At 63.7% G+C, this 25,234-nt stretch carries 18 protein-coding genes; 4 read left to right on the forward strand and 14 right to left on the reverse strand.

What is annotated here, in order from left to right; all coding sequences use genetic code 11:
• Positions 1 to 21 precede the first annotated feature (21 nt).
• Entirely contained in the window at positions 22 to 1,746 is a 1,725-nt protein-coding gene (locus P5W99_RS14745; protein WP_421073913.1) for a thiamine pyrophosphate-binding protein, read from the forward strand.
• A 118-nt stretch (positions 1,747 to 1,864) separates the two neighbouring features.
• Here the strand turns inward: P5W99_RS14745 and P5W99_RS14750 are convergent, their stop codons facing one another.
• Together P5W99_RS14750 and putA are read right to left on the reverse strand one after the other, a co-directional pair.
• Positions 1,865 to 3,013 carry a branched-chain amino acid ABC transporter substrate-binding protein gene (locus P5W99_RS14750; protein WP_421025062.1) on the reverse strand — a complete coding sequence of 383 codons (1,149 nt, stop codon included), beginning with the start codon at positions 3,011 to 3,013 and terminating at the stop codon, positions 1,865 to 1,867.
• A 96-nt stretch (positions 3,014 to 3,109) separates the two neighbouring features.
• Entirely contained in the window at positions 3,110 to 7,051 is a 3,942-nt protein-coding gene (putA, locus tag P5W99_RS14755; protein WP_421025063.1) for a trifunctional transcriptional regulator/proline dehydrogenase/L-glutamate gamma-semialdehyde dehydrogenase, read from the reverse strand.
• Positions 7,052 to 7,338: 287 nt separating this feature from the next.
• Between putA and P5W99_RS14760 the strand changes: the two genes are divergently transcribed.
• Positions 7,339 to 7,506: a hypothetical protein gene (locus P5W99_RS14760; RefSeq protein ID WP_421025064.1), complete on the forward strand. Its 168-nt coding sequence runs from the start codon at positions 7,339 to 7,341 to the stop codon at positions 7,504 to 7,506.
• On the opposite strand, the gene P5W99_RS14765 is transcribed toward P5W99_RS14760, so the two are convergent.
• Positions 7,507 to 9,801: a primosomal protein N' gene (locus P5W99_RS14765; protein WP_421025065.1), complete on the reverse strand. Its 2,295-nt coding sequence runs from the start codon at positions 9,799 to 9,801 to the stop codon at positions 7,507 to 7,509. It lies immediately after the preceding gene.
• Positions 9,802 to 10,236: 435 nt separating this feature from the next.
• Positions 10,237 to 11,328 carry a uroporphyrinogen decarboxylase gene (gene hemE, locus P5W99_RS14770; RefSeq protein WP_421025066.1) on the reverse strand — a complete coding sequence of 364 codons (1,092 nt, stop codon included), beginning with the start codon at positions 11,326 to 11,328 and terminating at the stop codon, positions 10,237 to 10,239.
• A gap of 236 nt (positions 11,329 to 11,564) precedes the next feature.
• Between hemE and P5W99_RS14775 the strand changes: the two genes are divergently transcribed.
• The gene (locus tag P5W99_RS14775) at positions 11,565 to 12,395 is read left to right on the forward strand and encodes a transporter substrate-binding domain-containing protein (RefSeq protein ID WP_421025067.1); all 831 of its coding nucleotides are present in this window, start codon (positions 11,565 to 11,567) and stop codon (positions 12,393 to 12,395) included.
• 860 nt (positions 12,396 to 13,255) lie between these two features.
• Here the strand turns inward: P5W99_RS14775 and P5W99_RS14780 are convergent.
• The gene (locus P5W99_RS14780; RefSeq protein WP_421025068.1) at positions 13,256 to 14,998 is read right to left on the reverse strand and encodes an AMP-binding protein; all 1,743 of its coding nucleotides are present in this window, start codon (positions 14,996 to 14,998) and stop codon (positions 13,256 to 13,258) included.
• Positions 14,999 to 15,441: 443 nt separating this feature from the next.
• Between P5W99_RS14780 and P5W99_RS14785 the strand changes: the two genes are divergently transcribed.
• Positions 15,442 to 17,349, forward strand: a complete 1,908-nt coding sequence (locus tag P5W99_RS14785) for a hypothetical protein (protein WP_434661293.1) — start codon at positions 15,442 to 15,444, stop codon at positions 17,347 to 17,349.
• 84 nt (positions 17,350 to 17,433) lie between these two features.
• Here P5W99_RS14785 and P5W99_RS14790 read toward each other — a convergent pair whose 3' ends face one another.
• The 9 genes from P5W99_RS14790 to P5W99_RS14830 all read right to left on the reverse strand — a co-directional run bounded on the left by P5W99_RS14790 (position 17,434) and on the right by P5W99_RS14830 (position 25,154).
• On the reverse strand, positions 17,434 to 17,859 hold the full coding sequence (locus P5W99_RS14790) for a F0F1 ATP synthase subunit epsilon (protein ID WP_035523136.1): 426 nt from the start codon (positions 17,857 to 17,859) through the stop codon (positions 17,434 to 17,436).
• A 100-nt stretch (positions 17,860 to 17,959) separates the two neighbouring features.
• On the reverse strand, positions 17,960 to 19,354 hold the full coding sequence (gene atpD / locus P5W99_RS14795) for a F0F1 ATP synthase subunit beta (protein ID WP_213298554.1): 1,395 nt from the start codon (positions 19,352 to 19,354) through the stop codon (positions 17,960 to 17,962).
• 78 nt (positions 19,355 to 19,432) lie between these two features.
• Complete coding sequence (gene atpG / locus P5W99_RS14800; protein WP_035523142.1) at positions 19,433 to 20,314, reverse strand: F0F1 ATP synthase subunit gamma; 882 nt, start codon at positions 20,312 to 20,314, stop codon at positions 19,433 to 19,435.
• 94 nt (positions 20,315 to 20,408) lie between these two features.
• Positions 20,409 to 21,950: a F0F1 ATP synthase subunit alpha gene (atpA, locus tag P5W99_RS14805; RefSeq protein WP_421073839.1), complete on the reverse strand. Its 1,542-nt coding sequence runs from the start codon at positions 21,948 to 21,950 to the stop codon at positions 20,409 to 20,411.
• A 66-nt stretch (positions 21,951 to 22,016) separates the two neighbouring features.
• Positions 22,017 to 22,556 (reverse strand): F0F1 ATP synthase subunit delta, encoded by a 540-nt coding sequence (locus P5W99_RS14810; RefSeq protein WP_035523148.1) that lies wholly within the window; start codon positions 22,554 to 22,556, stop codon positions 22,017 to 22,019.
• A gap of 2 nt (positions 22,557 to 22,558) precedes the next feature.
• Entirely contained in the window at positions 22,559 to 23,029 is a 471-nt protein-coding gene (locus tag P5W99_RS14815; RefSeq protein WP_421025071.1) for a F0F1 ATP synthase subunit B, read from the reverse strand.
• Positions 23,030 to 23,171: 142 nt separating this feature from the next.
• Positions 23,172 to 23,441 (reverse strand): F0F1 ATP synthase subunit C, encoded by a 270-nt coding sequence (gene atpE / locus P5W99_RS14820; protein WP_028203308.1) that lies wholly within the window; start codon positions 23,439 to 23,441, stop codon positions 23,172 to 23,174.
• Positions 23,442 to 23,508: 67 nt separating this feature from the next.
• Complete coding sequence (gene atpB / locus P5W99_RS14825) at positions 23,509 to 24,360, reverse strand: F0F1 ATP synthase subunit A (RefSeq protein ID WP_421025072.1); 852 nt, start codon at positions 24,358 to 24,360, stop codon at positions 23,509 to 23,511.
• A gap of 173 nt (positions 24,361 to 24,533) precedes the next feature.
• Positions 24,534 to 25,154 (reverse strand): ATP synthase subunit I, encoded by a 621-nt coding sequence (locus P5W99_RS14830; RefSeq protein ID WP_421073914.1) that lies wholly within the window; start codon positions 25,152 to 25,154, stop codon positions 24,534 to 24,536.
• Positions 25,155 to 25,234: the final 80 nt, after the last annotated feature.

The raw sequence follows: 25,234 nt of genomic DNA on the forward strand, positions 1-25,234 counted from the left end.
GGAGACTTGATCATCATGCAGATGCAGCAGCCGGACGATTCAGCCCGCGTTTCCGATTCCGCGACCGTCACCGGGGCGCGCCTCGTCGTGGACGCGCTCGTCGCCAACGGTGTCGAGCGCGTGTTCTGCGTGCCCGGCGAGAGCTACCTCGCCGTGCTCGATGCACTCGCCGACGAAACCGCGCGCATCGACACCCTCGTGTGCCGCCACGAAGCGGCGGCGGCCAACATGGCGGAAGCGGTCGGCAAGCTCACCGGCAAGCCCGGCATCGCGCTCGTCACACGCGGCCCCGGCGCGACGCATGCGGCGATCGGCGTCCACACGGCCTTTCAGGACTCCTCGCCGATGATCCTGCTGATCGGCCAGGTCGCGCGCGATCAGATGGACCGCGAGGCGTTTCAGGAGATCGACTACCGGCGCATGTTCGGGCAAATGGCGAAGTGGGTCGCGCAGATCGACGACGCGCGCCGTGTACCCGAGTATTTGAGCCACGCGTTCCATGTCGCGACATCGGGGCGCCCCGGCCCGGTCGTGCTCGCGCTGCCCGAAGACATGCTGAGCGGCGCGATTCCCGCAGCGCAAGCCCAGCACATCGCGCCTGCCGCGCAACGCGTGCAGGCGTCGCCGTCGGCTGCACAGATCGAACGGCTGCGCACGCTGCTCGCCGCGGCGAAGAAGCCCTTGGTGATCGCGGGCGGCCATGGCTGGACGCGCGAAGCGTGCGCGGACCTGCAGCGCTTCATCGAGCAATGGCAGTTGCCGGTGGGACTTGCGTTCCGCTTCCAGGACACGCTCAGCAACGATCACCCGAACTATGCGGGCGACGTGGGGCTCGGCATCAATCCGGCGCTGGCCGCGCGCATCCGCGAGGCCGATGTGCTGCTCGCGCTCGGCCCGCGCCTTGGCGAAGCCACCACCGGCGGCTACGCGCTCCTCGACATTCCGAAGACGAAGCAGACGCTCATCCACGTGCATCAGGGCGCGGAGGAGCTGGGCCGCGTCTATGCCGCCGATCTGCCGATCGTCTCGGGTTTGGTCGAGATGGCGGCGCAACTCGCGGCGCTAAAAGCGCCCGCCGCACCCGCGTGGGCGGGCTCCGCCCACGCCGCGCACGAAGCGTATCTCGCATGGCGCGCGCCGCGCCCCATGCCCGGCGATGTGCAACTGGGCGAAGTCATGCAACAGCTTCGCGCGCGCCTGCCCGACGACGCCATCGTCACGAACGGCGCGGGCAATTACGCGACCTGGCTGCATCGGCACTTTGCGTACCGCGATTTTCGCTCGCAGCTTGCACCCACCAGCGGCGCGATGGGCTACGGCGTGCCTGCCGCGATCGCGGCGAAGTCGCTTTACCCCGAGCGCGCCGTGGTCGCGCTCGCCGGCGACGGCTGCTTCATGATGTCCGCGCCCGAACTGGCGACGGCCATGCAATACGGCCTCGCGGTCGTGTTCATCGTCGTGAACAACGGACATTACGGCACGATTCGCATGCATCAGGAGCGCAACTACCCGAACCGCGTGCACGGCACGCAGCTCACGAACCCCGACTTTGCGGCATTTGCGCAATCGTTCGGCGCGCACGGCGAAATCGTCACGACGACAGCACAGTTCGCGCCGGCGCTGGAACGCGCGCTCGAGGCAGGCAGGCCGGCGCTGATCGAGATTCGCGTGACGAAGGAGGCCAGCACGCCTGCTGCGTCGCTCGAGCAGATTCGCGAGCAGGGAAGGAAAGCGCGCGGAGAATGAATCGCTTGGATTCCTGAATAAACTCACCTTTAAAAGATGAGCGCATAAAAAAGCCCCGCAGGCTTCAACCCTGCGGGGCTTCTTACATCAACTTGCGGATCAACCGCGAGCGCAGCGCTTACTTGCCGCCCACGCTCTGCAGCGTCGTCCACTTGCCGTCGACAACCTTGTACAGCGTGATGCCGCCATTCTTCAGGTCGCCCTTCGTGTCGTACGCGAGTTCCTTCGTCGTCACTGCCGGCATGTTGGTCTTCGCGAGGAACGGCAGGTACTTGGCCGGGTCCGTCGAGTTCGCGGCCTTCATGGCTGCGAACATCGCCATTGCGCCGTCGTAGGCGTACGGCGAGTAGGTCTGGACGTCTTCGCCAAAGCGCTTCTTGTACTTCGCGACATAGTCCTTGCCGCCCGGCATTTCTTCCAGCGGCAGTCCGGCGAGCGACGCCACCGTGCCGTTCGCCGCGTCACCCGCGATCTTCAGGAAGGTCGGCGTGTGCACCATCTCGCCGCCCATCAGCGGCGCCGTGATGCCCAGCGACTTCATCTGCTTGACCATCGGGGCCGCTTGCGAATCCGCGCCGCCGTAGTAGATCAGGTCCGGCTTCTGCGCCTTCAGCTTGGTCAGGATCGACTTGAAGTCCACGGCCTTGTCGTTCGTGTACTCGCGGTCGATGATCGTGCCGCCCGCTTCCTTCGCTGCCTTCGCGAACTGGTCGGCGAGACCCTGGCCGTAGGCCGTGCGGTCGTCAACCACGGCAATCTTCTTCATGCCGAGGCTCTTCACCGCGAACGTGCCCGCCACCGAGCCCTGCTGGGTGTCCGAGGTCATCATGCGGAACGTGGTCTTGAAGCCTTGCTGCGTGTATTCCGGCGCCGTCGCCATCGCGATCTCGGGGATGCCGGCGTTCGCGTAGATGCGCGAGGCAGGGATCGTGGTGCCCGAGTTGAAGTGGCCGAGCATGCCCTTGATGCCATCGTCGACGAGCTTTTGCGCGACGGTCGTGCCCGTGCGCGGGTCGGCCTGGTCGTCGGCCGCGTCCAGCACGAAGTGCACCGGCTTGCCGCCGATCACCGGCTTGGTCGCGTTCATGTCCTCGACCGCGAGCGTGATGCCGTTCTGGAAGTCCTTGCCGTAGTGCGCTTGCGCGCCCGTCATCGGGCCGGCGAAACCGATCTTGACGTCCTGCGCTTGCTGCGCGTTTGCCGTCCCCGCCAGCGACAGTGCGGCAACCAGCGTTGCGCCTGCCAGCTGCTTCATGGTGTGTTGCATGTTTTCTCCTTGGTACCTGGTGTATCGAATGAGCGGCTTCGGGTCTCGCCTTGCCGCTTCCTTGTCCCTGGGGGACGGTTCTTGCGACCGTGAAGTCTAGCCAATCGTCATCAGATTCGCATTTCCGCCTGCCGCAGCGGTATTCACGCTCACCGAACGCTCCGTAAGCAGACGTTCGAGTGCGTAGTCTTCGTCGCCATTGGCAAGCGCATGCGCCGCCACGCCCTGCACCGAGACGATCGGTCCGCCGCGCTTGGCCACGTCCTTCACGACGCCGAGCAGTTCGTCGCTGTCGCCCTCGAACAGCACGGCGTCGAATTCGGCGTCGGCGCTCTTCTTCACCGCAACGTGGGCCTTGAGCTCAGCCGGCAGCGCGTTCACGAGCGCTTCGCCCGCCGTGCCCTGGAACAGCGCGCGGTTGCCCGTGGCCAGCACGACCGCAAGCTGCGCACGCGCGCCCGTCGGTGTGGACGCCACGCACAGCACCGTGCCGCGCGCCGAAAGCGTGTAGGTATTGCGCTCGCCGGTCGGCCCCGGCAGCACCGCCGTTGCGCCCGCCAGCACGTATTGCAGATAGCCGTCGCAGCGCGCCGCGAGCGCGGGCTCGCGTTCGGCGATGAGCCAGTCGCGCAGCGTCGTAAGCGTCGCGTGGGTCGATTGCGGCGCACCGTTTTCCGCCTGCGGCGCATCCACCACGAGCGCTTTCGCGAGCGACTGCGGCAGCCCGGCCGGACGCTTGGCCAGAAGACGCGAGAGATACAGCGCGCCACCGGCCTTCGGACCCGTGCCCGAGAGCCCTTCGCCGCCGAACGGCTGCACGCCCACCACCGCGCCAATCACGTTGCGGTTCACGTAGATATTGCCCACGTGCGCACGGCCGATCACATGCGCGATCGTTTCGTCGATGCGCGTATGGATGCCGAGCGTAAGGCCGTAGCCCGTCGCGCGGATCTGCTCGAGCAACTTGTCCAGCTGGCTGCGGCGATAGCGAATCACATGCAGCACCGGTCCGAACACTTCGCGCTTGAGCTCCTCGAGGCTGTCGATTTCGATCAGCGTCGGCGGCACGAAGGTGCCCGCTGCGCAGCTCTCGGCCATCGGCATCTGCGTGACCTTGCGGCTCTTTTCGCGCATCGCGCCGATGTGCGCGTCGATGCCGCGCTTCGCTTCCATGTCGATCACCGGGCCCACATCGACCGACAGACGATCGGGGTTGCCCACCGCGAGTTCCTTCATCGCGCCCGTGAGCATTTCGAGCGTGCGCTCGGCCACGTCTTCCTGCAGGCACAGCACGCGCAGCGCGGAGCAGCGCTGGCCCGCCGAGTCGAACGCGCTTTGCAGCACGTCGGCGACGACCTGCTCGGCCAGCGCCGACGAGTCGACGATCATCGCGTTCTGCCCGCCTGTTTCGGCGATCAGCGGAATCGGACGGCCATCCGAATCCAGACGCTGCGAAAGCGTCTTGTTGATGAGGCGCGCGACTTCGGTCGAACCCGTGAACATAACGGCGCGCGTGCGGTGATCGGCGACGAGCGCCGCGCCCACGGTCTCGCCATCGCCCGGCAGCAGTTGCACCGCGCCCGCCGGCACGCCCGCTTCGCGCAGGATGCGCACCGCCTGTGCGGCGATCAGCGGCGTCTGTTCAGCGGGCTTCGCGAGCACCGTGTTGCCCGCGGCGAGCGCGGCGGCCACCTGGCCCATGAAGATCGCCAGCGGGAAGTTCCACGGGCTGATGCACACCACCGGGCCGAGCGGACGATGCGTGTCGTTCGAGAACTCTTCGCGAATCTGCGTGGAGTAATAGCGCAGGAAGTCGATGGCCTCGCGGATTTCCGCCACGGCGTTGGGCAGCGACTTGCCCGCCTCGCGCACGATCAGGCCCATCAGCGTGTGCATCTGCGCTTCGAGCAAGTCGGCAGCGCGTGCGAGGCAATCCGCGCGCGCTTCCACAGGCGTAGCCTGCCAGATCGGCGCGGTCGAGACGGCGTGCGCAAGCGCGGCGCTCACGTGCTCGCTCGTTGCTTCCACAACGGTTCCCACAAGGTCGCGATGATCGGCGGGATTGCGCACGTCACGCGCAGCGCCTTCTGCGATGTCGGCGTCGGCGAGCATCGGCGCGGCGCGCCAAGGATGATGCGCGCTCGCGAGCAGCGCCGAAGACAGCGAGGCGAGGCGATGCTCGTTCGAGAGGTCGAGGCCCATCGAATTCTGGCGCTCGCTGCCGTAAAGATGGCGCGGCAGCGGAATCTTCGCGTGCGGCGCGCCCGGCGGCACGACCTTCGCGGCTTCGTCGATGGGGTTCGCGACCAGCTCGCTCACCGGCACGGTTTCGTCGGCGATGCGGTTCACGAACGAGGTGTTCGCGCCGTTTTCCAGCAGGCGGCGCACGAGGTACGCAAGCAGCGTTTCATGCGTGCCGACCGGCGCGTAGACGCGGCACGGACGGTTGAGCTTGCCCTGCGAAACCGGGCCCGTGACTTCCTCGTACAGCGGCTCGCCCATGCCGTGCAGGCACTGGAACTCGTACTGGCCGGGATAGTAGTTATTGCCCGCGAGGTGATAGATCGCCGAGAGCGTGTAGGCGTTGTGCGTGGCGAACTGCGGATACACCGCGTCGGGCGCGCCGAGCAGCCGCTTCGCGCAGGCGATGTACGACACGTCGGTGTAGATCTTGCGCGTGTAGACCGGATAGCCCTCGAGGCCGTCCACCTGGGCGCGCTTGATTTCCGTATCCCAGTACGCGCCCTTCACGAGGCGCACCATGATGCGGTGACGGCTGCGGCGCGCGAGATCGACGATGTAGTCGATCACGAACGGGCAGCGCTTCTGGTAAGCCTGCACCACGAAGCCGATGCCGTTCCAGCCCGCCAGTTCCGGGTCGAAGCACAGCGCTTCGAGCAGGTCGAGCGAGAGCTCAAGGCGGTCGGCTTCCTCGGCGTCGATATTGAGGCCGATATCGTAGCGGCGCGCCAGCACGGCGAGCGCGCGCACGCGCGGCAGCAGCTCGCTCATGGTGCGTTCCTGCTGCGCGCGCGAATAGCGCGGATGCAGCGCGGAGAGCTTGATCGAAATGCCCGGGCCTTCGTAGATGCCGCGCCCGCCCGCGGCCTTGCCGATCGCGTGGATGGCCTGCTCGTAGGAGGCGTAGTAGCGCTGCGCGTCGGCTTCGGTGGTGGCCGCCTCGCCGAGCATGTCGTACGAGTAGCGGAAGCCGCGCGCTTCGAACTTGCGGCTGTTGGCGAGCGCCTCGGAGATGTTCTCGCCCGTGACGAACTGCTCGCCCATCAGGCGCATGGCCATGTCCACGCCCTTGCGGATCAGCGGCTCGCCGCCCTTGCCGATCATGCGCGTGAGCGCCGAGGAAAGGCCCGTCTCGCTGTTGGTCGTGACCAGCTTGCCGGTGATCATGAGGCCCCACGTCGCGGCGTTCACGAACAGCGAGGGCGCGTGGCCCACGTGCGATTTCCAGTCACCCTTGCTGATCTTGTCGCGAATCAGCGCATCGCGCGTGGCGCGGTCGGGAATGCGCAGCAGCGCTTCGGCGAGGCACATCAGCGCGACGCCTTCCTGGCTCGACAGCGAGAACTCGTGGATCAGGCCTTCGACGCCGCCGCCGGTGCCCTTGGCGCGCAACGCCTCGACGAGCTTCGTGGCGAGCTTCGTGACGTCGCCGGTGAGGTTCGCGGGCAGGCGCGCCTCGCCGATCAGGAACGGCACGCATTCAGGCTCAGGACGGCGATACGCGGCCGTAATGGCTGCGCGAAGCACCGACTGCGGCTGAATGTTCTGGGCGAAGTCGAGGAACGGATGCGATGCGGCCTCTTCGTCGCCGTCGCCGGTTGCGCCATCGACGAGATCGGCGGCGCTCACCTGGCCGCTCAGTTCGGGAGGCAACTGGCCGTGCTCGATCTTCTCGAGGTAAGCAAAAATCGCTTGCTTGATGAGCCAGTGCGGAGTGCGCTCGAGGCGCGTAGCGGCATCTTTGAGCCGCGAGCGGAGCAGGTCGTCGACCTTGACGCCAAGGGTGGTGCTAGCCATGTTTCCTTCGCATGCCGGCCGACCCGCACCGGCGAAAGACCAAAAAGTGGCCGAATCGTACGCCTTCAAATAAAAAGGTGCAACCCTGTGGCGAGTATGGTTGCACCGTCCGCGAAGCCTTGTGGGGTAAAGGTTTGCGGCCAGCGCCGGCCAGTATTGGCCCGCGGGCTGCACTCGGTATTTTCCCTGGCGAACAACAATCAGGTGAACCCTAATCGATTCCGCCGCCGTGCCGTTATACAACCATTACAGGGGCCGATCATTGAATCCGGCGCGAAGGTGGAAAAATGGAAAAGTGGCTGGTGGTGGCGGGTGTCTGGTGCATGTGCGCGCTGTGCGCCATGTTGTTCATTCGCGGCGCGACGGCGCCGGCCACGCGCAAGGTGCGCGTATCACAAACCGGCCCGGACGGACGAGAGCGGCGCGCACAGGCGCACCAGGCCGCGCGGCGCTGATCAGATATCCAGCGGATCGACTTCCAGGTTCCAGCGCAGCACGCCCCGCAAGCCGCGCAGCGCGGGTTGCCACGCGCGCAGCGTCGCCTGCAGCGCGCCGCGCGACTGGCTTTCCACGAGCAGTTGCGCGCGATGCACGTTCATGACCTTGACGATCGTGAGCGGCACCGCGTCGTACGCGGTCACGCGCTCCGCGGCCGGTATCGTCGCGAGCGCCTGCGCCGCTTCGGCGAGAAACGCTAGCGCCGCTTCCAGCGTGCGGCCTTCGGCGCGCAGCAACGCCTGGTAGACGAACGGCGGCAGATGCGCGTCGCGACGCTCGGCGATCTGTGAATTCGCGAAGCCCACATAATCGTGGCGCGCCAGCGCGTGATAGATCGCGTGACGCGGGTAGCGCGTCTGCACGATCACCTCGCCGGGTAGCCCTGCGCGTCCGGCGCGGCCGCTCACCTGCATCAATTGCGCGAATAGCCGCTCGCTCGCGCGGAAATCGTGCGAGAACAGCGCGTTGTCGGCATTGAGCACGCCCACCAGCGAGACGCGCTGGAAGTCGTGCCCCTTCGCGATCATCTGCGTGCCCACGAGGATGTCGACATCGCCGGCGTGCACGTCGGAGAACAGCGCCTGCGCGCTGCCCTTGCGGCGCGTGCTATCGGCATCGATGCGCAACACCCGCGCACCGGGAACCGCGCTCGCCAACGCTTCCTCGATGCGCTGCGTGCCGCGCCCCATCGGCGCGATATCGACGTTGCCGCAGTCGGGACACGAATGCGGAATGCGCGATTCCCAGCCGCAATGGTGGCAGCGCAGCGCCCGCTCGGGCTTGTGCAGCACCACATAGGCACTGCAGCGCGGGCAGCCCGCCACCCAGCCGCAGGCATCGCACGACAGCACGGGGGCATAGCCGCGCCGGTTCAGGAACACGAGACTCTGCTCGCCGCGCTCGAGACGCGCCTTCATCGCCGCGATCAACGGGCCGGAAAGGCCCTCGAACGAGGCGCGGCCGCGCCGGCGCTCTTCTTCGAGATCGATCAGCTTGACGACCGGCAGCACCGCATCGGCGATGGCCCGGCGTGACAGCGTGAGGCGCGTATAGCGACCCTGCTCCGCCTGCCACCAGCTTTCGAGCGACGGCGTGGCCGAGCCCAGCACGACCGGCACGCCCAACTGCTTCGCACGCCAGACCGCCAGATCGCGCGCCGAATAGCGCAGCCCCTCCTGCTGCTTGTAAGCGGGGTCGTGCTCCTCGTCCACCACCAGCATGGCCACGCGCGGCAGCGAGGCCAGCACGGCGAGGCGCGTGCCCAGCACGATGCGTGCGCGCCCCGTGTGCGCGGCCAGCCAATGGCGTGCACGCTCGCCCTCGGCGAGGCCGCTGTGGAGCGTGACGATCGCGTCGTCGGGCAGCACACCCGCGAAACGCGTGCGAAATGCCGCCTCGAACTGGGGCGTGAGATTGATCTCGGGGACGAGAACGAGCGCCTGGGCGCCCGGCTCACGTTCGAGCAAGCCCGACAGCGCGCGCAGATAAATCTCGGTCTTGCCGCTGCCAGTTACGCCGTGAAGCAGGAACGGCGCAAAACCGCGCGCGTCGAGGATTGTCTCGACGGCGACAGCCTGTTCGTCGCTCAGCACGGGCAAGGCCGCAGCCACAACGGCATGGCAGGGGATGCTGGCGCGATCGGCGCGGCTTTCGCCGCCATCGCCGCCCGGCAAGCGTCCTGCGCCACCGAACGCGACGCACTCGTATTCGACCCAGCCTGCTTCGCGCCAGGATTCGAGTGTGGCCGCCGCCTTCGGATGCAGCGAGCGGGCATCGGCGAGATCGAATTCGCTGGCATCCACCAAGGCCTGCGCGAGCCGCCGCAATGCCTGGGCGCGCGCGGGCAACGCGTCGGGCAGCGCCTCGCGTCCCGCCGGCAGCAGCCGGTAACGCTCCTCGGGCGCAAGCAAACGCGGCCAGCGCGCCGGGTCGCGCAGCGCCTGTGGCAGCGCCGGCAGCGCGACCTCCCCCAACCCGCGCTGATAGTAGTCGGCGGCAAAGCCCGCGAGCGCGAGCCACTGCGCCGAAAGCGGCGGTAAATCCGCACACACGGCGCTCACATCGCGCAGCTTGTTGGCAGGCACGTCACTGTGAGCGCTCACTTCGCAGATCAAGCCCACCACGTCGCGGCGGCCGAACGGTACGCGCACCAGCATGCCGGGATGCGGCGCCGGAGCCTCGGGCGGATAGCGGTAGTCGTAGAGGGCAGGCAGCGGGTGGTCGAGCGCCACGCGCACGAAGCACGGCATCATGCTCCGCCCCAACGTGGGCGAGGCAAACACTGTGCGCTGGCGCACCGACGTCCGAAGTTAAAGTAGAACTTCACTTTCTGCGCTAAGTTTTGGATTCCGCAGAACAATCGCGCTTTCGTCGCTGCGCCTGTGGATAACTTTGTTAAGAACTTGGCCACCCTGCTTTGCCCGGAAGACGACGGGCCCATTATGTGAGACACCGCACAAAGGGTCGCGGAGCGCCGAAAGCCTTACCTGTCAAGGTCTCGATTGATTGTTCACAAGCCCCGCTGACGCTGTGCGGCAATTTTTCCCTCTTGCGCGCCGCAACGAGGTAAGTGTGTATAAGTCAAGTCTTGACAGCAACGCAACGGCATCTGGAGGGCCTCTCGCGCCGGTCGCGGATCAAGCTGGACCCTGATGCCCGGAGCCCAGCTTGTTGCAATGCAACAAAATTCAGGCCGACGCAGCGCGCATGGCGCGGCTATGGCCATGCACTTCATCCACGAGTTCGGCGACGCTCTCCGGCGGCGTGAACTGCGAAATGCCATGCCCAAGGTTGAAGACGTGGCCCGGCTGAGCGCCGTAGCTCTCGAGCACCGCACGCGCCTGCTCGCGAATCGCCGCCGGCGAGGCGAACAGCACGGTCGGATCGAGGTTGCCCTGAAGCGCCACGCGATCGCCCACGCGCTCGCGCGCACGGCCGAGGTTGACGGTCCAGTCGAGGCCGACCGCGTCGACACCCGTTTCGGCGATCTCGTCGAGCCATAGGCCGCCGCCCTTCGTGAAGGTGATCACCGGAACGCGCTCGCCGTCGTGCTCGCGCTTGAGCTGCGCCACCACGCGCTTGATGTATGCAAGCGAGAAGCGTTGATAGATGCCGTCCGCGAGCGCGCCGCCCCAGGTGTCGAAGATCATCACGGCTTGCGCGCCGGCTTCGATCTGCGCATTGAGATACGCGGCCACGGCTTGCGCGTTGACTTCGAGAATGCGCTCCATCAGATCGGGGCGCGCGTACAGCATCGACTTCACGGTGCGAAAATCGTCCGAGCCGCCGCCCTCGACCATGTAGCAGGCAAGCGTCCACGGGCTGCCCGAGAAGCCGATGAGCGGCACGCGCTGGCGACCTTGCGCGTCGGTGAGCGCGCGGCGAATCTCGCGCACTGCGTCGGTCACATAGCCGAGCGTCTCGCCGATGTCGGGCACCGCGAGCTTCGCGACATCCTCTTCGCTGCGCACCGGATGTGCGAACTTCGGACCTTCGCCAGCCTGGAACGAGAGGCCGAGACCCATCGCATCGGGAATCGTGAGGATGTCAGAGAACAGAATGGCGGCGTCGAGCGGATAGCGATCGAGCGGCTGCAGCGTCACCTCGGTCGCGTAATCGGGATTCTTGGCGAGACCGAGAAAGCTGCCCGCGCGGCTGCGCGTGGCGTTGTACTCCGGCAGATAGCGGCCCGCCTGGCGCATCAGCCAGATTGGCGTGTATTCGGTCGGCTGACGCAGCAAGGCGCGCAGAAAGGTGTCGTTCAGAAGAGTGTGGGCCACGGGCGGGAAGCGCTGGTCGCGCGAGATTCGAAAGCAGACGGCCATTCTACCGGAGCCGCCGCCGCGACATGACGCTGATGGCCGGGATAAGGCGCTCCGGACCGCGCGCCGCACACGCATCCACCGGAGACCAACCAGGTCAGCCCACGCTTAACGCATGAATGCGGGCAGGCTATGATCGGATGCCTTTCCGATCCATTACATCGAAACCGCCATTAGAAGAGGAGACACACAGCATGAACAATAAGAAGGTCGCCGCTGCCTGCTCAGCCATCGCCGCGCTGGTCGGCGGGCTCACCGGAGCGCCGCACGCATTTGCGCAGAGCACGGCCACGCCGGGCGTGGCGACGCAGAGCGCCAGTACGCCCTCGCGGCTCGACCAAGTGCTCTCGCGCGGCACGCTGCGCGCGTGCACGACGGGCGACTACAAACCGTATTCGTTCTACAAGCAGGACGGCACGTTCGAGGGCATCGACATCGATATGGCCGAGTCGCTCGCGAAGTCGCTGGGCGTGAAGGCCGAGTTCGTGAAGACGACATGGTCGAACCTGATGAACGACTTCCTCGCGAAATGCGACGTCGCCTTGGGTGGCGTGTCGACCACGCTCGAACGGCAAAAGCGCGCATTCTTCACCGAGGCGTACCAGGTCGACGGCAAGACGCCTATCGTGCGCTGCGACGACGTGAGCAAATATCAAACGGTTGCGCAGATCGATCAGCCCGCCACGCGCGTGATCGTGAATCCCGGCGGCACGAACGAACGCTTCGCAAAGCAGTTCTTCCCGCACGCGAATCTCACCGTCTATCCGGACAACGTAACGATCTTCAAGCAGATCCTGGCCGGCAAGGCGGACGTCATGGTCACCGACGCATCCGAAACACTGTTGCAGCAGAAGCTCAACCCGGGACTGTGCTCGGTGCACCCCGACAAGCCATTCCAGTACGGCGAGAAAGCATGGATGGTGCCGCGCGGCGACGTGGTGTTCCAGCAATATGTCGATCAATGGCTGCACCTTGCGCGCGCAAGCGGCGAGTATCAGGCAATCTCCGACAAATGGCTCAAGTAAGGTGACGATGCAATAAACTGCGCCGGGACTCATCCCGGCGCGGCATCATTAGCCCATCCATATGAGGAGTTGCAACCACTCGTTGCAATGCCATATGAGCAATCCTTGCACCGCACGCATGGATTCAACCGGAAATATCGACTCGATCCGCATATGCGGTTTGCGTTTTTATGCAGCCGATTTCCGGTAATGGCCACACAGCGCGGCATTCTTCATGCATTTGGAATAACATCTCTAATTCGCGTCCACGCAGCGTCTGACAGCATCCAAAAAACGCAGGTAAAAATGACTTTCATGAAACGCTCGGGACGGCAAAAAATCCCACAAAGCCTTATCTGACGGACGTTACAACCTGAAACACTTTGTTACCGCCAAGGTTCATTAATTCGCCCACAATGCCTTCAACGGTTTCAACACGGATGCGGCGCGGTGCAAGTGTGAGCGGACATAATACACCTGCCTGTCGGCGTCAAGCCGAAGCCCTGTCAGGGGCATCCTTGTTGGAGCCGTAACCGGCGTTTTGCGTTCCAAGACCCGGCTCCTCCTTTGGTCTCCTCGCGCTAACCCCGTAGCGTGTGGTTTTTAGCGGGCTCCAGGCCCGCTTTTTTTTCGTCTATTGCTTTCCCACTCGCTTTTATCGTCGATTTGGTGCGATCGCGGGAATAATCGCGGGCACAAACCTCATTCGCCTGCATTTCTTATTTGATTGCTCGCCGTGTTAGCCGGACGGTTAATTCGCAACCGCGTCGATTGGCCAGCCAATTTGTTCGGCCTGCAAAACATCGGTTCATTCATGGCGCTTGTCCCTTTGGCGGTTTCGCGGCGGCAGCGTGCCGCGAAACCGCCGCGACATAACGGCATCAAGCGGTTTTTTGCTCGCTGATTTTAAGTTCGTCGATCATGCGCGAGCGCATCACGAACTTCTGCACCTTGCCCGTCACCGTCATCGGCATCTCGTCGACAAAACGGATGTACTTCGGGATCTTGTAGTGCGCAATCTGCCCCTGGCAAAACGCCTGGATCTCCTCGGGCGTCGCGGCTTCGCCCTGGCGAAGCACGATCCACGCGCACACCTCTTCGCCATACTTCGCATCGGGCACACCGAACACCTGCACCGACTGCACCTTCGGATGGCGGAACAAGAACTCCTCGATCTCGCGCGGATAAATGTTCTCTCCGCCCCTGATCAACATGTCTTTCAGGCGCCCGACGATATTGCAATAGCCTTCAGCGTCGATCGTCGCGAGGTCGCCCGTGTGCATCCAGCCATCGACGATTGCTTCGGCTGTCTTCGCTTCGTCGTCCCAGTAGCCACGCATCACCGAGTAGCCCTTCGTGCAGAGCTCGCCCGTCTGGCCCACCGGCACGATGTTGCCGAGCGGATCGACGATCTTCACCTCCAGGTGCGGCTGGATCCGCCCCACTGTGGTCGTGCGCTTGTCGAACGGGTCGGTCGTCGCGCTCTGGAACGACACCGGGCTCGTCTCCGTCATGCCGTACGCGATGGTGATCTCGGCGAGGTGCATCTTCGAGACCACGCGCTTCATTGTTTCGATCGGACACGGCGATCCCGCCATGATGCCGGTGCGCAAGCGCGAGAGGTCGAAGCGCTCGAAGTCGGGATGATCGAGCTCCGCGATGAACATGGTGGGCACGCCGTGCAGCGCGGTGCAGCGCTCCTCCGACACCGCTTCGAGCGTAGCGCGCGGGTCGAACGCCTCACCCGGAAACACCATCGCCGCACCCACCGACACGCACGCGAGCACCGCCAGCACCATGCCGAAGCAGTGATAAAGCGGCACCGGAATGCATAGCGAATCTTCTTCGGAGAGCCGCATCGCCATGGCGATGAAGCGCCCGTTATTGAGCACGTTGCTATGCGTGAGCGTGGCACCCTTCGGATTGCCCGTGGTGCCGCTCGTGAACTGAATGTTGATGGCGTCGTTGGCATCGAGCGTCGCGCCGATCGCATCGAGTTCAGCACGGCCGTTGAGTTCGAGCCGCTCCCGCCCTTGCTCGATCAGATCGCCGAAGTTCAGCATGCCGGGGGTTTCCGCATCGCACATGCGGATCACTGCACGCAGTTCAGGCAGCTTCGCCGCATGCAGGTCGCCTGGGGTTGCGCTCGCGAGCTCGGGCGCGAGCGTTTGCAGCATTTCGAGATACTTCGATGTCTTGAAGCTTTCCGCGGCGATGATGGCTTTGCAGCTCACCTTGTTCAGGGCGTACTCGAGTTCGGCGAGGCGATAGGCAGGATTGATGTTGACGAGCACAGCGCCGATCCGCGCCGTGGCGAATTGCGTGAGCAGCCACTCGAAGCGATTGGGCGACCAGATGCCGACCCGGTCCCCCGCCCTCACGCCAAGCGCCAGCAAACCAGCCGCCACCACGTCCACTTCTTCTGCGAACTCGCGCCAGGTCCAGCGGATGTCCTGTTCGCGGAACACCACCGCCGGGCGCTCAGGAAAGCGCTGCGCGGTCTCGCTGAGAAAAGCACCGATGGTCGCATTGGAGAGCGGTATGTCGGTCCTCCCACGCACGTAGGAAAGCCCGTCTTTCGGCGCGATGAGCGCTTCGCGCGCACCGGCAGCGTCGATGGCCATGATGGCTGTCTCCCCGGGAATCTCGCTCCCGATTGAAATGGATTTGAAAAACATTGTGCCACTGTGCGCGCGGCCAGCAGCATCAAGTAATACCCGCAACGCATGGGCGGGGACCAGATCCGCAGCGCGTCTCCAGCCGCTGCGAAGCCATGATTTCGCATTACCTTTCCGTAAACGTCAAGTAGATTTTCTTCCGTGGCCCGACAGCCTCCATGGCGGCGCCTCGGGCTGCGCTCCTGCTCGCCGGATCAGAAACCCAGCCATTTTTTGACTCTGCGCGGTGCTCTCGCATCGCACGCCTCGCCCGCCCGATGGATTTTTCTTTCAATTTGTAATGAAATGAGCTCTGCTTTGCAAACACTTAACGATGTTTTCGTTTCCGCCAATTTATTTGCAGTCCAAATTAATCAAGCGTCCAGAAATTCAACTTCAAAGGAGCAGCGATGAACGCCAGCAACACATCCAGCCACATTCGTCTGAGCAAGAAAATTTGGGCCGGAGCGCCCGGCTCCGACGCCAATGGATATTCCGATCCCTCCAATACGATTCAGTACGCCTTCGGAGTCGTGCCCGAGGGTCTGCACTACGCGAGCATCGCGAATCCGGACGGCTCAGTCGATGCCGGCAAGCTGATCGGCGGCGTGCTGTTGGTGGTTGGCGCGAATGAAGTCAAACTGGCGCTCGCCCCCGGCAAATACTGGCTTTACGAGTTCGTGATTGGCCGCAATGCCGACGGCGTCTCGTTGCAGTTCAGTCAGCGCACCGGCTGGGATTTCACGGCCGTCGTGAACGGCGAGCGCACCTCACCGGTCGACGATCAGGACGGTGCCATTGCGTTCGAAATCGGCACCGGCGTAGCCGATGTGCGCATCGTCGGCATCAACAAGGCGCTGTGCGTGGAAATCGACAAGCGCATGAGCAGCGGCACGGGCCGCACCGAAGGCGTTCTGTTCTTCGGCACGAGCTCGTATCTCGGCCTCACGCAAACCGGTTCGCCGAATTTCGACGGCACCGCTGTGGTCCGCCTCGGCGTGACGGGCGCCAATGGCAAGCTGCGCCTGGACGGCTTTGTGTCGGGCAACAACGTGTTCATTCACGAGATCGTGCCCAAGGCGTATTACGACGCCGGCGTGCGTCCCGATAAGATGGACGTCTACAACATCGATGGCGCATTCTGGTACAGCGCTGGTTTTCCCGACGCTCACGAGGTCACGCAGGAAGAACTGACGGCTCTGCTGCACAACCCCAAATTCACACCCGCTGCACGCGAGTTGATCCGCGCGAACGTGCATGCCGGCGACTGGCTGTTCACCAACCAGAACTACTTCTACCAGCGACAGGGCGTAATGCGCGTGGAAGTGACCAACAACAACGGGCGCAAAGGCAAGCTGCGACTCTCGAAGAAAATCTGGGCCGGCGTACCGGGCTCCGACGCCAATGGCTATTCCGAACCTGATGGCACGATCCAGTACGCGTTCGGCTTGGTGCCGGCTGGAACGCATTACAGCGCCCTCGCCGATGCCCAGGGTGCCGTGGACACGAACAAGCTGATCGGAGGTGTCCTGATGATAGTGGGCGCCGACACCATCGAGCTGCAACTCGCCCCGGGTTCGTACTGGCTCTATGAATTCGTGATCGCGCGCGCCGACGACGGCGTCTCGCTGCGGTTCCTTCAGCGCACCGGGTGGGACTTCACTGCACTCGTCGACGGCGAACGCCGCGCGCCCATCGACGACACGGATGGCGCAATCGCCTTCGAGATCGGCGCGCAGACATCTGAAGTCAACGTGGTCGGCATCAACAAGTCGGTGTCAGTCCAGATTGAAAAGCAATTCACGCCTGGTGCGCAAGAAAGCGAGAAGGTTGGCATCCTGTTTGTCGCGACCGATTCGTATCTCGGCATACTGCCGCGCGCCGACAACGGCAATTCCTGCGGCATCGTGCGCCTCGGGGTCACGGGTCCCAGCGGGAAGCTGCGGCTCGACGGCTTCACCTCCGGCAACAACGTGTTCATTCACGAAATCGTGTCCCAGGACGCGTACGACGCAGGCCTCTGGCCGATCAGCATGAGCGTCTACCGGACGGACGGCTCGCGTTTGTTCACCTCGGAGTTCAAGCTGCAGGGCGCGCTGCGCGCGGGTGAAGACTGGCGCGACGACGAAAACCAGCGTCGCATCACCGAAGCCGACCTCGACGCCCTGCTCGCCGACCCGAAGCTCACGCCGGCGGGCCGTGACCTGATCCTCAGGCACGTACAGGTGGGCGACTATTTGTTCTCCAATACGCATTACTTCAGCGAACGCCAAGGCGTGATGCGCGTGGAGGTGCTCAACGACAGTGGCCGCGGCTAACGGCTCACCCATGAAAAAGGGCTCCCGGTGGGAGCCCTTCTCGTTCGCGGCCACAGCCCGCCACACAGGGCGGGCGCGCCGGAATCAATGCTGATTCATCTTGCGCAGGCGCTGGATTGCCGCAAGCTGCGCGACTGCGTAGGCGAGTTCCGCCTGCGCCGTTGCGTACTCGAGGTTCGAACCTGCGTTCTGCAGTGCCTCTTCGGCGCGCTTGCGCGCCTCACCGGCCTTCGCCTCATCGAGATCCTTGCCGCGGATCGCGGTGTCGGCGAGCACCGTCACGGCGCCCGGCTGCACTTCGAGAATGCCGCCGGCGACGAACACGAACTCTTCATCGCCTTCCGCGCCCACGATGCGCACCGCACCCGGACGAATCCGCGTGATGAGCGGCGTGTGGCCCGGCAGAATGCCCAGCTCGCCCGCCTCGCCCGGAAGCGCGACGAACTTCGCCTGGCCGGCGAAGATGCTCTCTTCGGCGCTAACGACGTCTACCTTGATGGTTGCTGCCATATCTGTCGACTCCTAGGGTCAAAAAGTTGCGGCGGCGGATTGAGTAACGCGTCACTTATACGAGATAACTCATTCCGCCTCGTTGCCTGCAACGCGACCCTTACTGGATCTTCTTGGCCTTTTCGAAGGCTTCGTCGATCGTGCCGACCATGTAGAACGCCTGCTCCGGCAGGTGATCGCACTCGCCGCCCACGATCATCTTGAAGCCGCGGATGGTTTCCTTCAGCGGCACGTACTTGCCCGGCGAGCCCGTGAAGACTTCCGCGACGTGGAACGGCTGCGAGAGGAAACGCTGGATCTTGCGTGCGCGGGCGACCGACAGCTTGTCTTCCGGCGACAGTTCGTCCATGCCCAGAATCGCGATAATGTCGCGCAGTTCCTTGTAGCGCTGGAGCGTCTGCTGCACGCCGCGCGTGATCGAGTAGTGCTCTTCGCCGATCACGTTCGGGTCGATCTGGCGCGAGGTCGAGTCGAGCGGGTCGACTGCCGGGTAGATACCCAGCGAGGCGATGTCACGCGACAGCACGACGGTTGCGTCCAGGTGGCCGAAGGTCGTAGCCGGCGACGGGTCGGTCAAGTCGTCCGCAGGGACGTACACGGCCTGAACCGAGGTAATCGAGCCCTTCTTCGTGGACGTGATGCGCTCTTGCAGCTTGCCCATCTCTTCTGCCAGCGTCGGCTGATAACCCACTGCCGAAGGCATACGGCCGAGCAGTGCCGACACTTCGGTACCGGCCAGCGTGAAGCGGTAGATGTTGTCGACGAAGAACAGCACGTCGAGGCCTTCGTCACGGAAGTGCTCGGCCATCGTCAGACCCGTCAGCGCGACGCGCAGACGGTTGCCCGGCGGCTCGTTCATCTGGCCGTACACCAGCGCGACCTTGTCCAGAACGTTCGAGTCCTTCATTTCGTGGTAGAAGTCGTTGCCCTCACGGGTACGCTCGCCCACGCCCGCGAACACGGAGAAGCCGCCGTGTTCCTTCGCGATGTTGTTGATGAGCTCCATCATGTTGACGGTCTTGCCCACGCCAGCACCGCCGAACAGACCGACCTTGCCGCCCTTTGCGAACGGGCAGATCAGGTCGATAACCTTGATGCCGGTTTCGAGCAGCTCTGCGGACGGCGACAGTTCGTCGAACGCCGGTGCCTTCTGGTGGATCGCGCGCTTGTGCTCGCTGACGATCGGGCCCGCTTCGTCGATCGGGCGGCCCAGCACGTCCATGATGCGGCCGAGCGTCGGCTTGCCGACCGGCACGCTGATGGGCTCGCCCGTGTTCTTGACCACGGTGCCGCGGCGCAGGCCGTCCGACGCACCCAGACAAATGGTGCGCACGACGCCGTCGCCGAGCTGCTGCTGTACTTCGAGGGTCAGTTCCGACCCTTCGAGAATCAGCGCGTCGTAGATCTTCGGCATGCTCTCGCGCGGGAATTCCACGTCGATCACCGCGCCGATGCACTGTACGATCTTGCCTTCTACCAAAGCAGTTGTACTCATCGCTTTTCCTTTAGATACCTGAATTCTTCACTCGGCCGCCAGTCATAGCGGCGCGGTTCGCGTTCGGCTTGTGCCCGGTCAGACCGCTGCGGCGCCGCCGACGATTTCCGAAAGTTCCTTCGTAATCGCGGCCTGGCGGCTCTTGTTGTACGAGAGCTGCAGTTCGTTGATGACCGTCTTCGCGTTGTCCGACGCTGCCTTCATCGCGACCATACGGGCCGACTGCTCCGACGCCATGTTTTCCGCCACGGCCTGATAGACCAGGGCTTCGACATAACGCACCAGCAGTTCGTCCACGACGGTTTGCGCGTCCGGCTCGTAGATGTAGTCCCACTGCGACTTCGGCGTCGTACCGTCGTCGTTGCCTTCGAGGCGCTCGTTCGACAGCGGCAGCAGTTGCTCGATGACCGGCTCCTGCTTCATCGTATTGACGAAGCGCGTGTACGCCAGGTACACCGCGGAGAGCTTGCCTTCCGAGTACTGGTCGAGTTGCACCTTCACCGCGCCAATCAGCTTCTCGAGGTGCGGCGTGTCGCCGAGTTGCACGACGTTCGAGACGACCTTCGCGCGCAGACGGTTCAGGAAACCGAGGCCCTTGCTGCCGATCGCCGTTGCTTCGATCGACGTGCCCGATGCTTCCAGATCCTTGAACTTCTGCAGCGTCGCACGCAGCACGTTGGTGTTCATCCCGCCGCACAGACCCTTGTCGGTCGTGACGAGAATCACGCCGGCAACCTTCGCATCGTTGTTTTCCGTCATGAACGGATGGCGATACTCGGGGTTCGCACGGCTCATGTGCGCAGCGATGTCGCGGACCTTGTCGGCATACGGGCGGGCGGCGCGCATGCGCTCCTGGGCACGGCGCATCTTCGACGCCGCGACCATTTCCATCGCCTTGGTGATCTTGCGCGTGTTTTGCACGCTCTTGATCTTGCCGCGAATTTCCTTCATTCCAGCCATTGCTTGCTCCTTGATCGAAACGGGGCGGGCGCCCTGACTACAGCGAACCCGCGCCGCTTCAATGTCCGTTTATCGTGGTTGATTCCCGGACGGATCAGTATGCGCCGGACTTCTTGAAGTCCTTGAGCGCCGCGTGGAGCGCGGTCTCGTCGTCCTTCGACAGGTCCTTCTTGTCCTCGATGCGGCCGACGAGGTCGGCGTGCTTCGACTTCAGGTATTCGCGCAGGCCCTTCTCGAATGCCAAGACGTCCTTGACTTCGAGGTCGTCGAGGTAGCCGTTGTTCGCCGCGAACAGCGAAACAGCCAGCTCCCACACTTGCAGCGGCTGATATTGCGGCTGCTTGAGCAATTCCGTCACGCGGCGGCCGCGCTCGAGCTGCTTGCGGGTTGCTTCGTCGAGGTCCGATGCGAACTGGGCGAATGCCGCGAGTTCACGGTACTGTGCGAGGTCGGTACGGATACCGCCCGACAGCTTCTTGATGACCTTGGTCTGTGCCGCACCACCCACACGCGAGACCGACACGCCGGCGTTAATAGCCGGGCGGATGCCTGCGTTGAAGAGGTCGGTTTCCAGGAAGATCTGGCCGTCGGTAATCGAGATCACGTTCGTCGGAACGAATGCGGTCACGTCGCCTGCTTGCGTTTCGATGATCGGCAGTGCCGTCAGCGAACCGGTCTTGCCCTTGACTTCGCCGTTCGTGAACTTCTCGACGTAGTCGGCCGAAACGCGTGCAGCGCGCTCGAGCAGACGCGAGTGCAGATAGAACACGTCACCCGGGTAAGCTTCACGGCCCGGCGGGCGGCGCAGCAGCAGCGAGATCTGGCGATATGCCCAAGCTTGCTTGGTCAAGTCGTCGTAAATGATCAGGGCGTCTTGACCGCGGTCGCGGAAGTATTCGCCCATCGTGCAGCCGGCGTACGGCGCGAGGTACTGCAGCGCAGCCGATTCCGAAGCCGAAGCGGCGACCACGATCGTGTACTCGATCGCGCCCGTTTCTTCGAGCTTGCGCACCACGTTCTGGATCGACGAAGCCTTCTGGCCGATCGCGACGTAGATACAGATGAGGTCCTTGCCCTTCTGGTTGATGATCGTGTCGACGGCCACCGCGGTCTTGCCGCACTGACGGTCGCCAATGATCAGCTCGCGCTGGCCACGGCCGATCGGCACCATCGAGTCGATCGACTTGAGGCCCGTTTGCATCGGCTGCGACACGCCTTCACGCCAGATCACGCCCGGAGCAATCTTTTCGATTGCGTCGGTCATCTTGGCGTTGACCGGGCCCTTGCCGTCGATCGGGTTGCCGAGCGGATCGACCACGCGGCCGATCAGTTCCGGACCCACCGGCACTTCGAGAATGCGGCCCGTCGTCTTGACGATGTCGCCTTCCGAGATGTGCTCGTACTCACCCAGAATCACGGCGCCGACCGAGTCGCGCTCGAGGTTCAGCGCGAGGCCGAAGGTGTTGCCCGGGAATTCGAGCATTTCGCCCTGCATCACGTCCGACAGGCCGTGGATACGCACGATACCGTCGGTCACGGAGATCACGGTGCCCTGGTTGCGAACGTCCGCGCTCGCTTCAAGGCCCTGGATCCGGCTCTTGATCAGCTCGCTGATCTCAGAGGGATTGAGTTGCATTATTCGCTCCTGATGTTCAATTCTGTTGCGTGCCAGCCGCTGCGCCCGATGTATTTATCGGGGCGCTCAAGCGGTCAAAGCCACCTGCATGCTGGCGAGCCGCGCGCGGACCGAGGTATCGAGGACTTCGTCGCCGACCGTGACGCGCACGCCGCCGATTAGCGACTTGTCGACTTCGACTGCCGGCTTCAGCTTGCATTTGAACTTGCGTTCGAGACTCGCGACGAGGTCGGTCAACTGCGCGCCTTCGAGCGGGTATGCGCTCACGATCAGCGCGTCGGCCGCACCGGCCTTGGCGTTCTTGAGCGCTTCGAACTGTGCGTGAATTTCCGGCAGCAGCTCCAGGCGGTGGTTCGCGACCAGCATCTGCACGAGATTCTTGGCCTCGGCCGTATCCTTGAGCGGGGACTTCACCGCTGCAAGCAGCAGCTCCACGACCTGGGCATGGCTCACTTTCGGGCTTGTCGCGACCGACAGCACCTCGGGCAAGGCCGCAACCTGAGCCAGCTCCGTGACGAGCGTGGACCAGGCGGCGGTGTCACCAGCTTCGGCCACGCCAAACAGCGCTTCTGCGTACGGGCGGGCGATGGTTGCAAGTTCGGCCATGATCAGAGCTCAGCTTTCAGTTGATTCAGCAGGTCGGCGTGTGCTGCCTGGTCGACTTCGCGCTTCAGGATCTGCTCGGCGCCTTGCACGGCAAGTGCCGCGACTTCGGCGCGCAGCGCTTCGCGTGCCTTCACGACCTGCTGGTCGGCGTCGGCCTTAGCTTGAGCGATGATGCGAGCCGCTTCGGCTTGTGCCTGGGCCTTGATTTCTTCTGCGACGGCCAATGCGCGCTTTTCTGCGTCCGCGATGCGGCTTTGACCCTCGTTACGGGCCGAAGCGAGTTCTTCGCCAACGCGCTTGTGCGCGGCTTCGAGTTCCGCCTTGCCCTTATCCGCGGCAGCGAGGCCGTCAGCGATCTTCTTCGAGCGCTCGTCGAGGGCGTTGATCAACGGCGGCCACACGAACTTCATCGTGAACCACGCGAGGATCAGGAACACGACCATTTGCGCAAACAGGGTTGCGTTGATATTCACGGTGTTTCCTTTTACGTTGCTATTCCGGGGAGTTGAAACGGCAAGGCGCTCATCGGTTGTGAAACTCGATCAGCGCCTCGTCACCCGTTCCGTCCTGCGCCCGCGTCTATAGTTATAGGTCGGGCGCAACCATCCAGGGAACTTAGCCCGCGAGCTTCGAGAGCAGCGGGTTAGCGAACGCGAACAGCATTGCAACACCCACGCCAATCAGGAACGCCGCGTCGATCAGACCAGCCAGCAGGAACATCTTCGTCTGCAGCGGGTTCATCAGTTCAGGCTGACGTGCGCAGGCTTCGATGTACTTGCCGCCCATCAGGCCGATACCGATACAGGCGCCGATTGCACCCAGGCCGATGATGATGCCGATACCGATGGCCGTGAAACCCTGGATGTTGGCGATGAAAGCTTGCATGATCACTCCTTTGTGAGATTTTTTGGAACTGGGGATTTAAAACTGCAATTCTGGGTTCGACAAGCCCTTAGTGCTTGTCGTGTGCCTGGCCGATGTACACCAGCGTCAGCATCATGAAAATGAACGCCTGCAGCAGAACGATCAGGATGTGGAAGATCGCCCAGACGCTGCCCGCAATCACGTGGCCGATGAAGCCAAGCACCGTCGTGTCCGCGCCGAAGCTCCACAGACCGCCCAGCAGCGCGATCAGCAGGAACAGCAGTTCGCCTGCATACATGTTGCCGAACAACCGCAGGGCGAGCGAAACCGTCTTGGCGACGAACTCGATGATGTTAAGTGCAAGGTTCGGGATCCACAGGACCGGATGCGCGCCGAACGGGGCCGACAGCAGTTCGTGCACGAAGCCGCCTGCGCCCTTGATCTTGAGGTTGTAATAGATCATCAGCACGAACACGCCGAGCGCGATGCCGAACGTGCCGTTGAGGTCGGCCGTCGGGACGATGCGCTGATGCGGGAACACTTCGCTCAGGCCGAGCCAGCCAATCACGCGAGTCGGCAGATCGACGGGAATGAAGTCGAGGGAGTTCATGAGCGCGACCCAGACGAACACGGTCAGCGCGAGCGGTGCGATGAATTTACGGTTGCCGTGGACGATGGCCTTCGACTGATCCTCGACCATTTCCACCAGCATTTCGATGGCGCACTGGAAACGGCCCGGCACGCCCGGGGTCGCCTTGCGCGCGGCGAGGCGCAGCAAGAGGATGGTCACGAGGCCACAAAGGATCGACCAGAACAGCGTGTCGAGATTCCAGACATGGAAATCGACGATCGACGTCTGGTGCCCAGTGGCAAAGTTCTGCAAGTGGTGCGCAATGTACTCGGACGGACCCGGAGCGCTCGTTCCTTCGCTGGCTGCCATATCGTTAAAACCACCCAAATTGTCGAAAATCGGTTTTGGCCACTCCCGCGCAACAACCTGTTGCGGGAACGCACCGCCTCGGATCGAGTCTTACTCCAACATGTGCCAACCACTTGCCGCCTTGTTCGCCTCCACGCCTTCCACATGAAAGGCGGCGCGATGCCAGCTGCGGGTCAGCGCCACGCGAGCGCGATCCAGTATGTCTTCAGCACGATCAGGTAAGTGACGAGCAACGGGATCCATTGCACGTCGCGATACCAGAACGCAATGGCAACGAACATCGCAATCGTCGCCCCCATCTTGAATGCTTCGCCGAGCATCCAGTTCATCACCGTGCCGGCCCTGCTCAACTGCTTCAGGCGCGCCGCGAACAGCGCTCCGGGTATCCAGCAGATCGCTCCGCCCAGCAACGCGGACAGCGCTACGGCGTCCGGCGCAGTCGCCCCCGGCGGCTTATAAAACAGCCACCACAACAAAGCGGCAACCAGGGACAAAGCCACTTGCGCTGCTACGACACGAAACGGCGTGACGCGCGACGGGCGGCTCACCTGTGCGCCGAAGAGCTGCTCGGCTTCGGCCCGGGTGAGCGGAACGATGTCGTTGTTATCTTGCTGGTCGGCGTCTAGCTGATCCCATCGTGCGTTGTGATCCGTTGTGGAATCAACACGCGCACTAGCGGCTCGTCCTCTGTCCGGGCCTGCCCCCTGCTTTTCGCTGGATGCTTCGGCTCCGCGTTGTGGACCATCGGGCCCTTCATGCGCCTGCGGCGCCTCGTCTGGCCTCTGACCCACCATTGCGTTATTCCGGATATTTGGCTTCCGCCCGGTTTCTTGCAGCGCGCTTACAGCCCCGCCAACCAAATAAATCCGGGCGA

It is taken from the genome of Paraburkholderia sp. A3BS-1L (assembly GCF_051125215.1).
Taxonomy (GTDB): Bacteria; Pseudomonadota; Gammaproteobacteria; order Burkholderiales; family Burkholderiaceae; genus Paraburkholderia.

What these genes read in the sequence shown, in the direction of transcription:
- atpB (WP_421025072.1), bottom strand. Translation starts at nt 24,360, where the DNA reads ATGGCAGCCAGCGAAGGAACGAGCGCTCCGGGTCCGTCCGAGTACATT.
- P5W99_RS14810 (WP_035523148.1), bottom strand. Translation starts at nt 22,556, where the DNA reads ATGGCCGAACTTGCAACCATCGCCCGCCCGTACGCAGAAGCGCTGTTT.
- atpA (WP_421073839.1), bottom strand. Translation starts at nt 21,950, where the DNA reads ATGCAACTCAATCCCTCTGAGATCAGCGAGCTGATCAAGAGCCGGATC.
- atpE (WP_028203308.1), bottom strand. Translation starts at nt 23,441, where the DNA reads ATGCAAGCTTTCATCGCCAACATCCAGGGTTTCACGGCCATCGGTATC.
- atpG (WP_035523142.1), bottom strand. Translation starts at nt 20,314, where the DNA reads ATGGCTGGAATGAAGGAAATTCGCGGCAAGATCAAGAGCGTGCAAAAC.
- P5W99_RS14750 (WP_421025062.1), bottom strand. Translation starts at nt 3,013, where the DNA reads ATGCAACACACCATGAAGCAGCTGGCAGGCGCAACGCTGGTTGCCGCA.
- P5W99_RS14775 (WP_421025067.1), top strand. Translation starts at nt 11,565, where the DNA reads ATGAACAATAAGAAGGTCGCCGCTGCCTGCTCAGCCATCGCCGCGCTG.
- atpD (WP_213298554.1), bottom strand. Translation starts at nt 19,354, where the DNA reads ATGAGTACAACTGCTTTGGTAGAAGGCAAGATCGTACAGTGCATCGGC.
- P5W99_RS14830 (WP_421073914.1), bottom strand. Translation starts at nt 25,154, where the DNA reads ATGGTGGGTCAGAGGCCAGACGAGGCGCCGCAGGCGCATGAAGGGCCC.
- P5W99_RS14790 (WP_035523136.1), bottom strand. Translation starts at nt 17,859, where the DNA reads ATGGCAGCAACCATCAAGGTAGACGTCGTTAGCGCCGAAGAGAGCATC.
- P5W99_RS14745 (WP_421073913.1), top strand. Translation starts at nt 22, where the DNA reads ATGCAGCAGCCGGACGATTCAGCCCGCGTTTCCGATTCCGCGACCGTC.
- P5W99_RS14760 (WP_421025064.1), top strand. Translation starts at nt 7,339, where the DNA reads ATGGAAAAGTGGCTGGTGGTGGCGGGTGTCTGGTGCATGTGCGCGCTG.
- putA (WP_421025063.1), bottom strand. Translation starts at nt 7,051, where the DNA reads ATGGCTAGCACCACCCTTGGCGTCAAGGTCGACGACCTGCTCCGCTCG.
- P5W99_RS14765 (WP_421025065.1), bottom strand. Translation starts at nt 9,801, where the DNA reads ATGATGCCGTGCTTCGTGCGCGTGGCGCTCGACCACCCGCTGCCTGCC.
- P5W99_RS14785 (WP_434661293.1), top strand. Translation starts at nt 15,442, where the DNA reads ATGAACGCCAGCAACACATCCAGCCACATTCGTCTGAGCAAGAAAATT.
- P5W99_RS14780 (WP_421025068.1), bottom strand. Translation starts at nt 14,998, where the DNA reads ATGGCCATCGACGCTGCCGGTGCGCGCGAAGCGCTCATCGCGCCGAAA.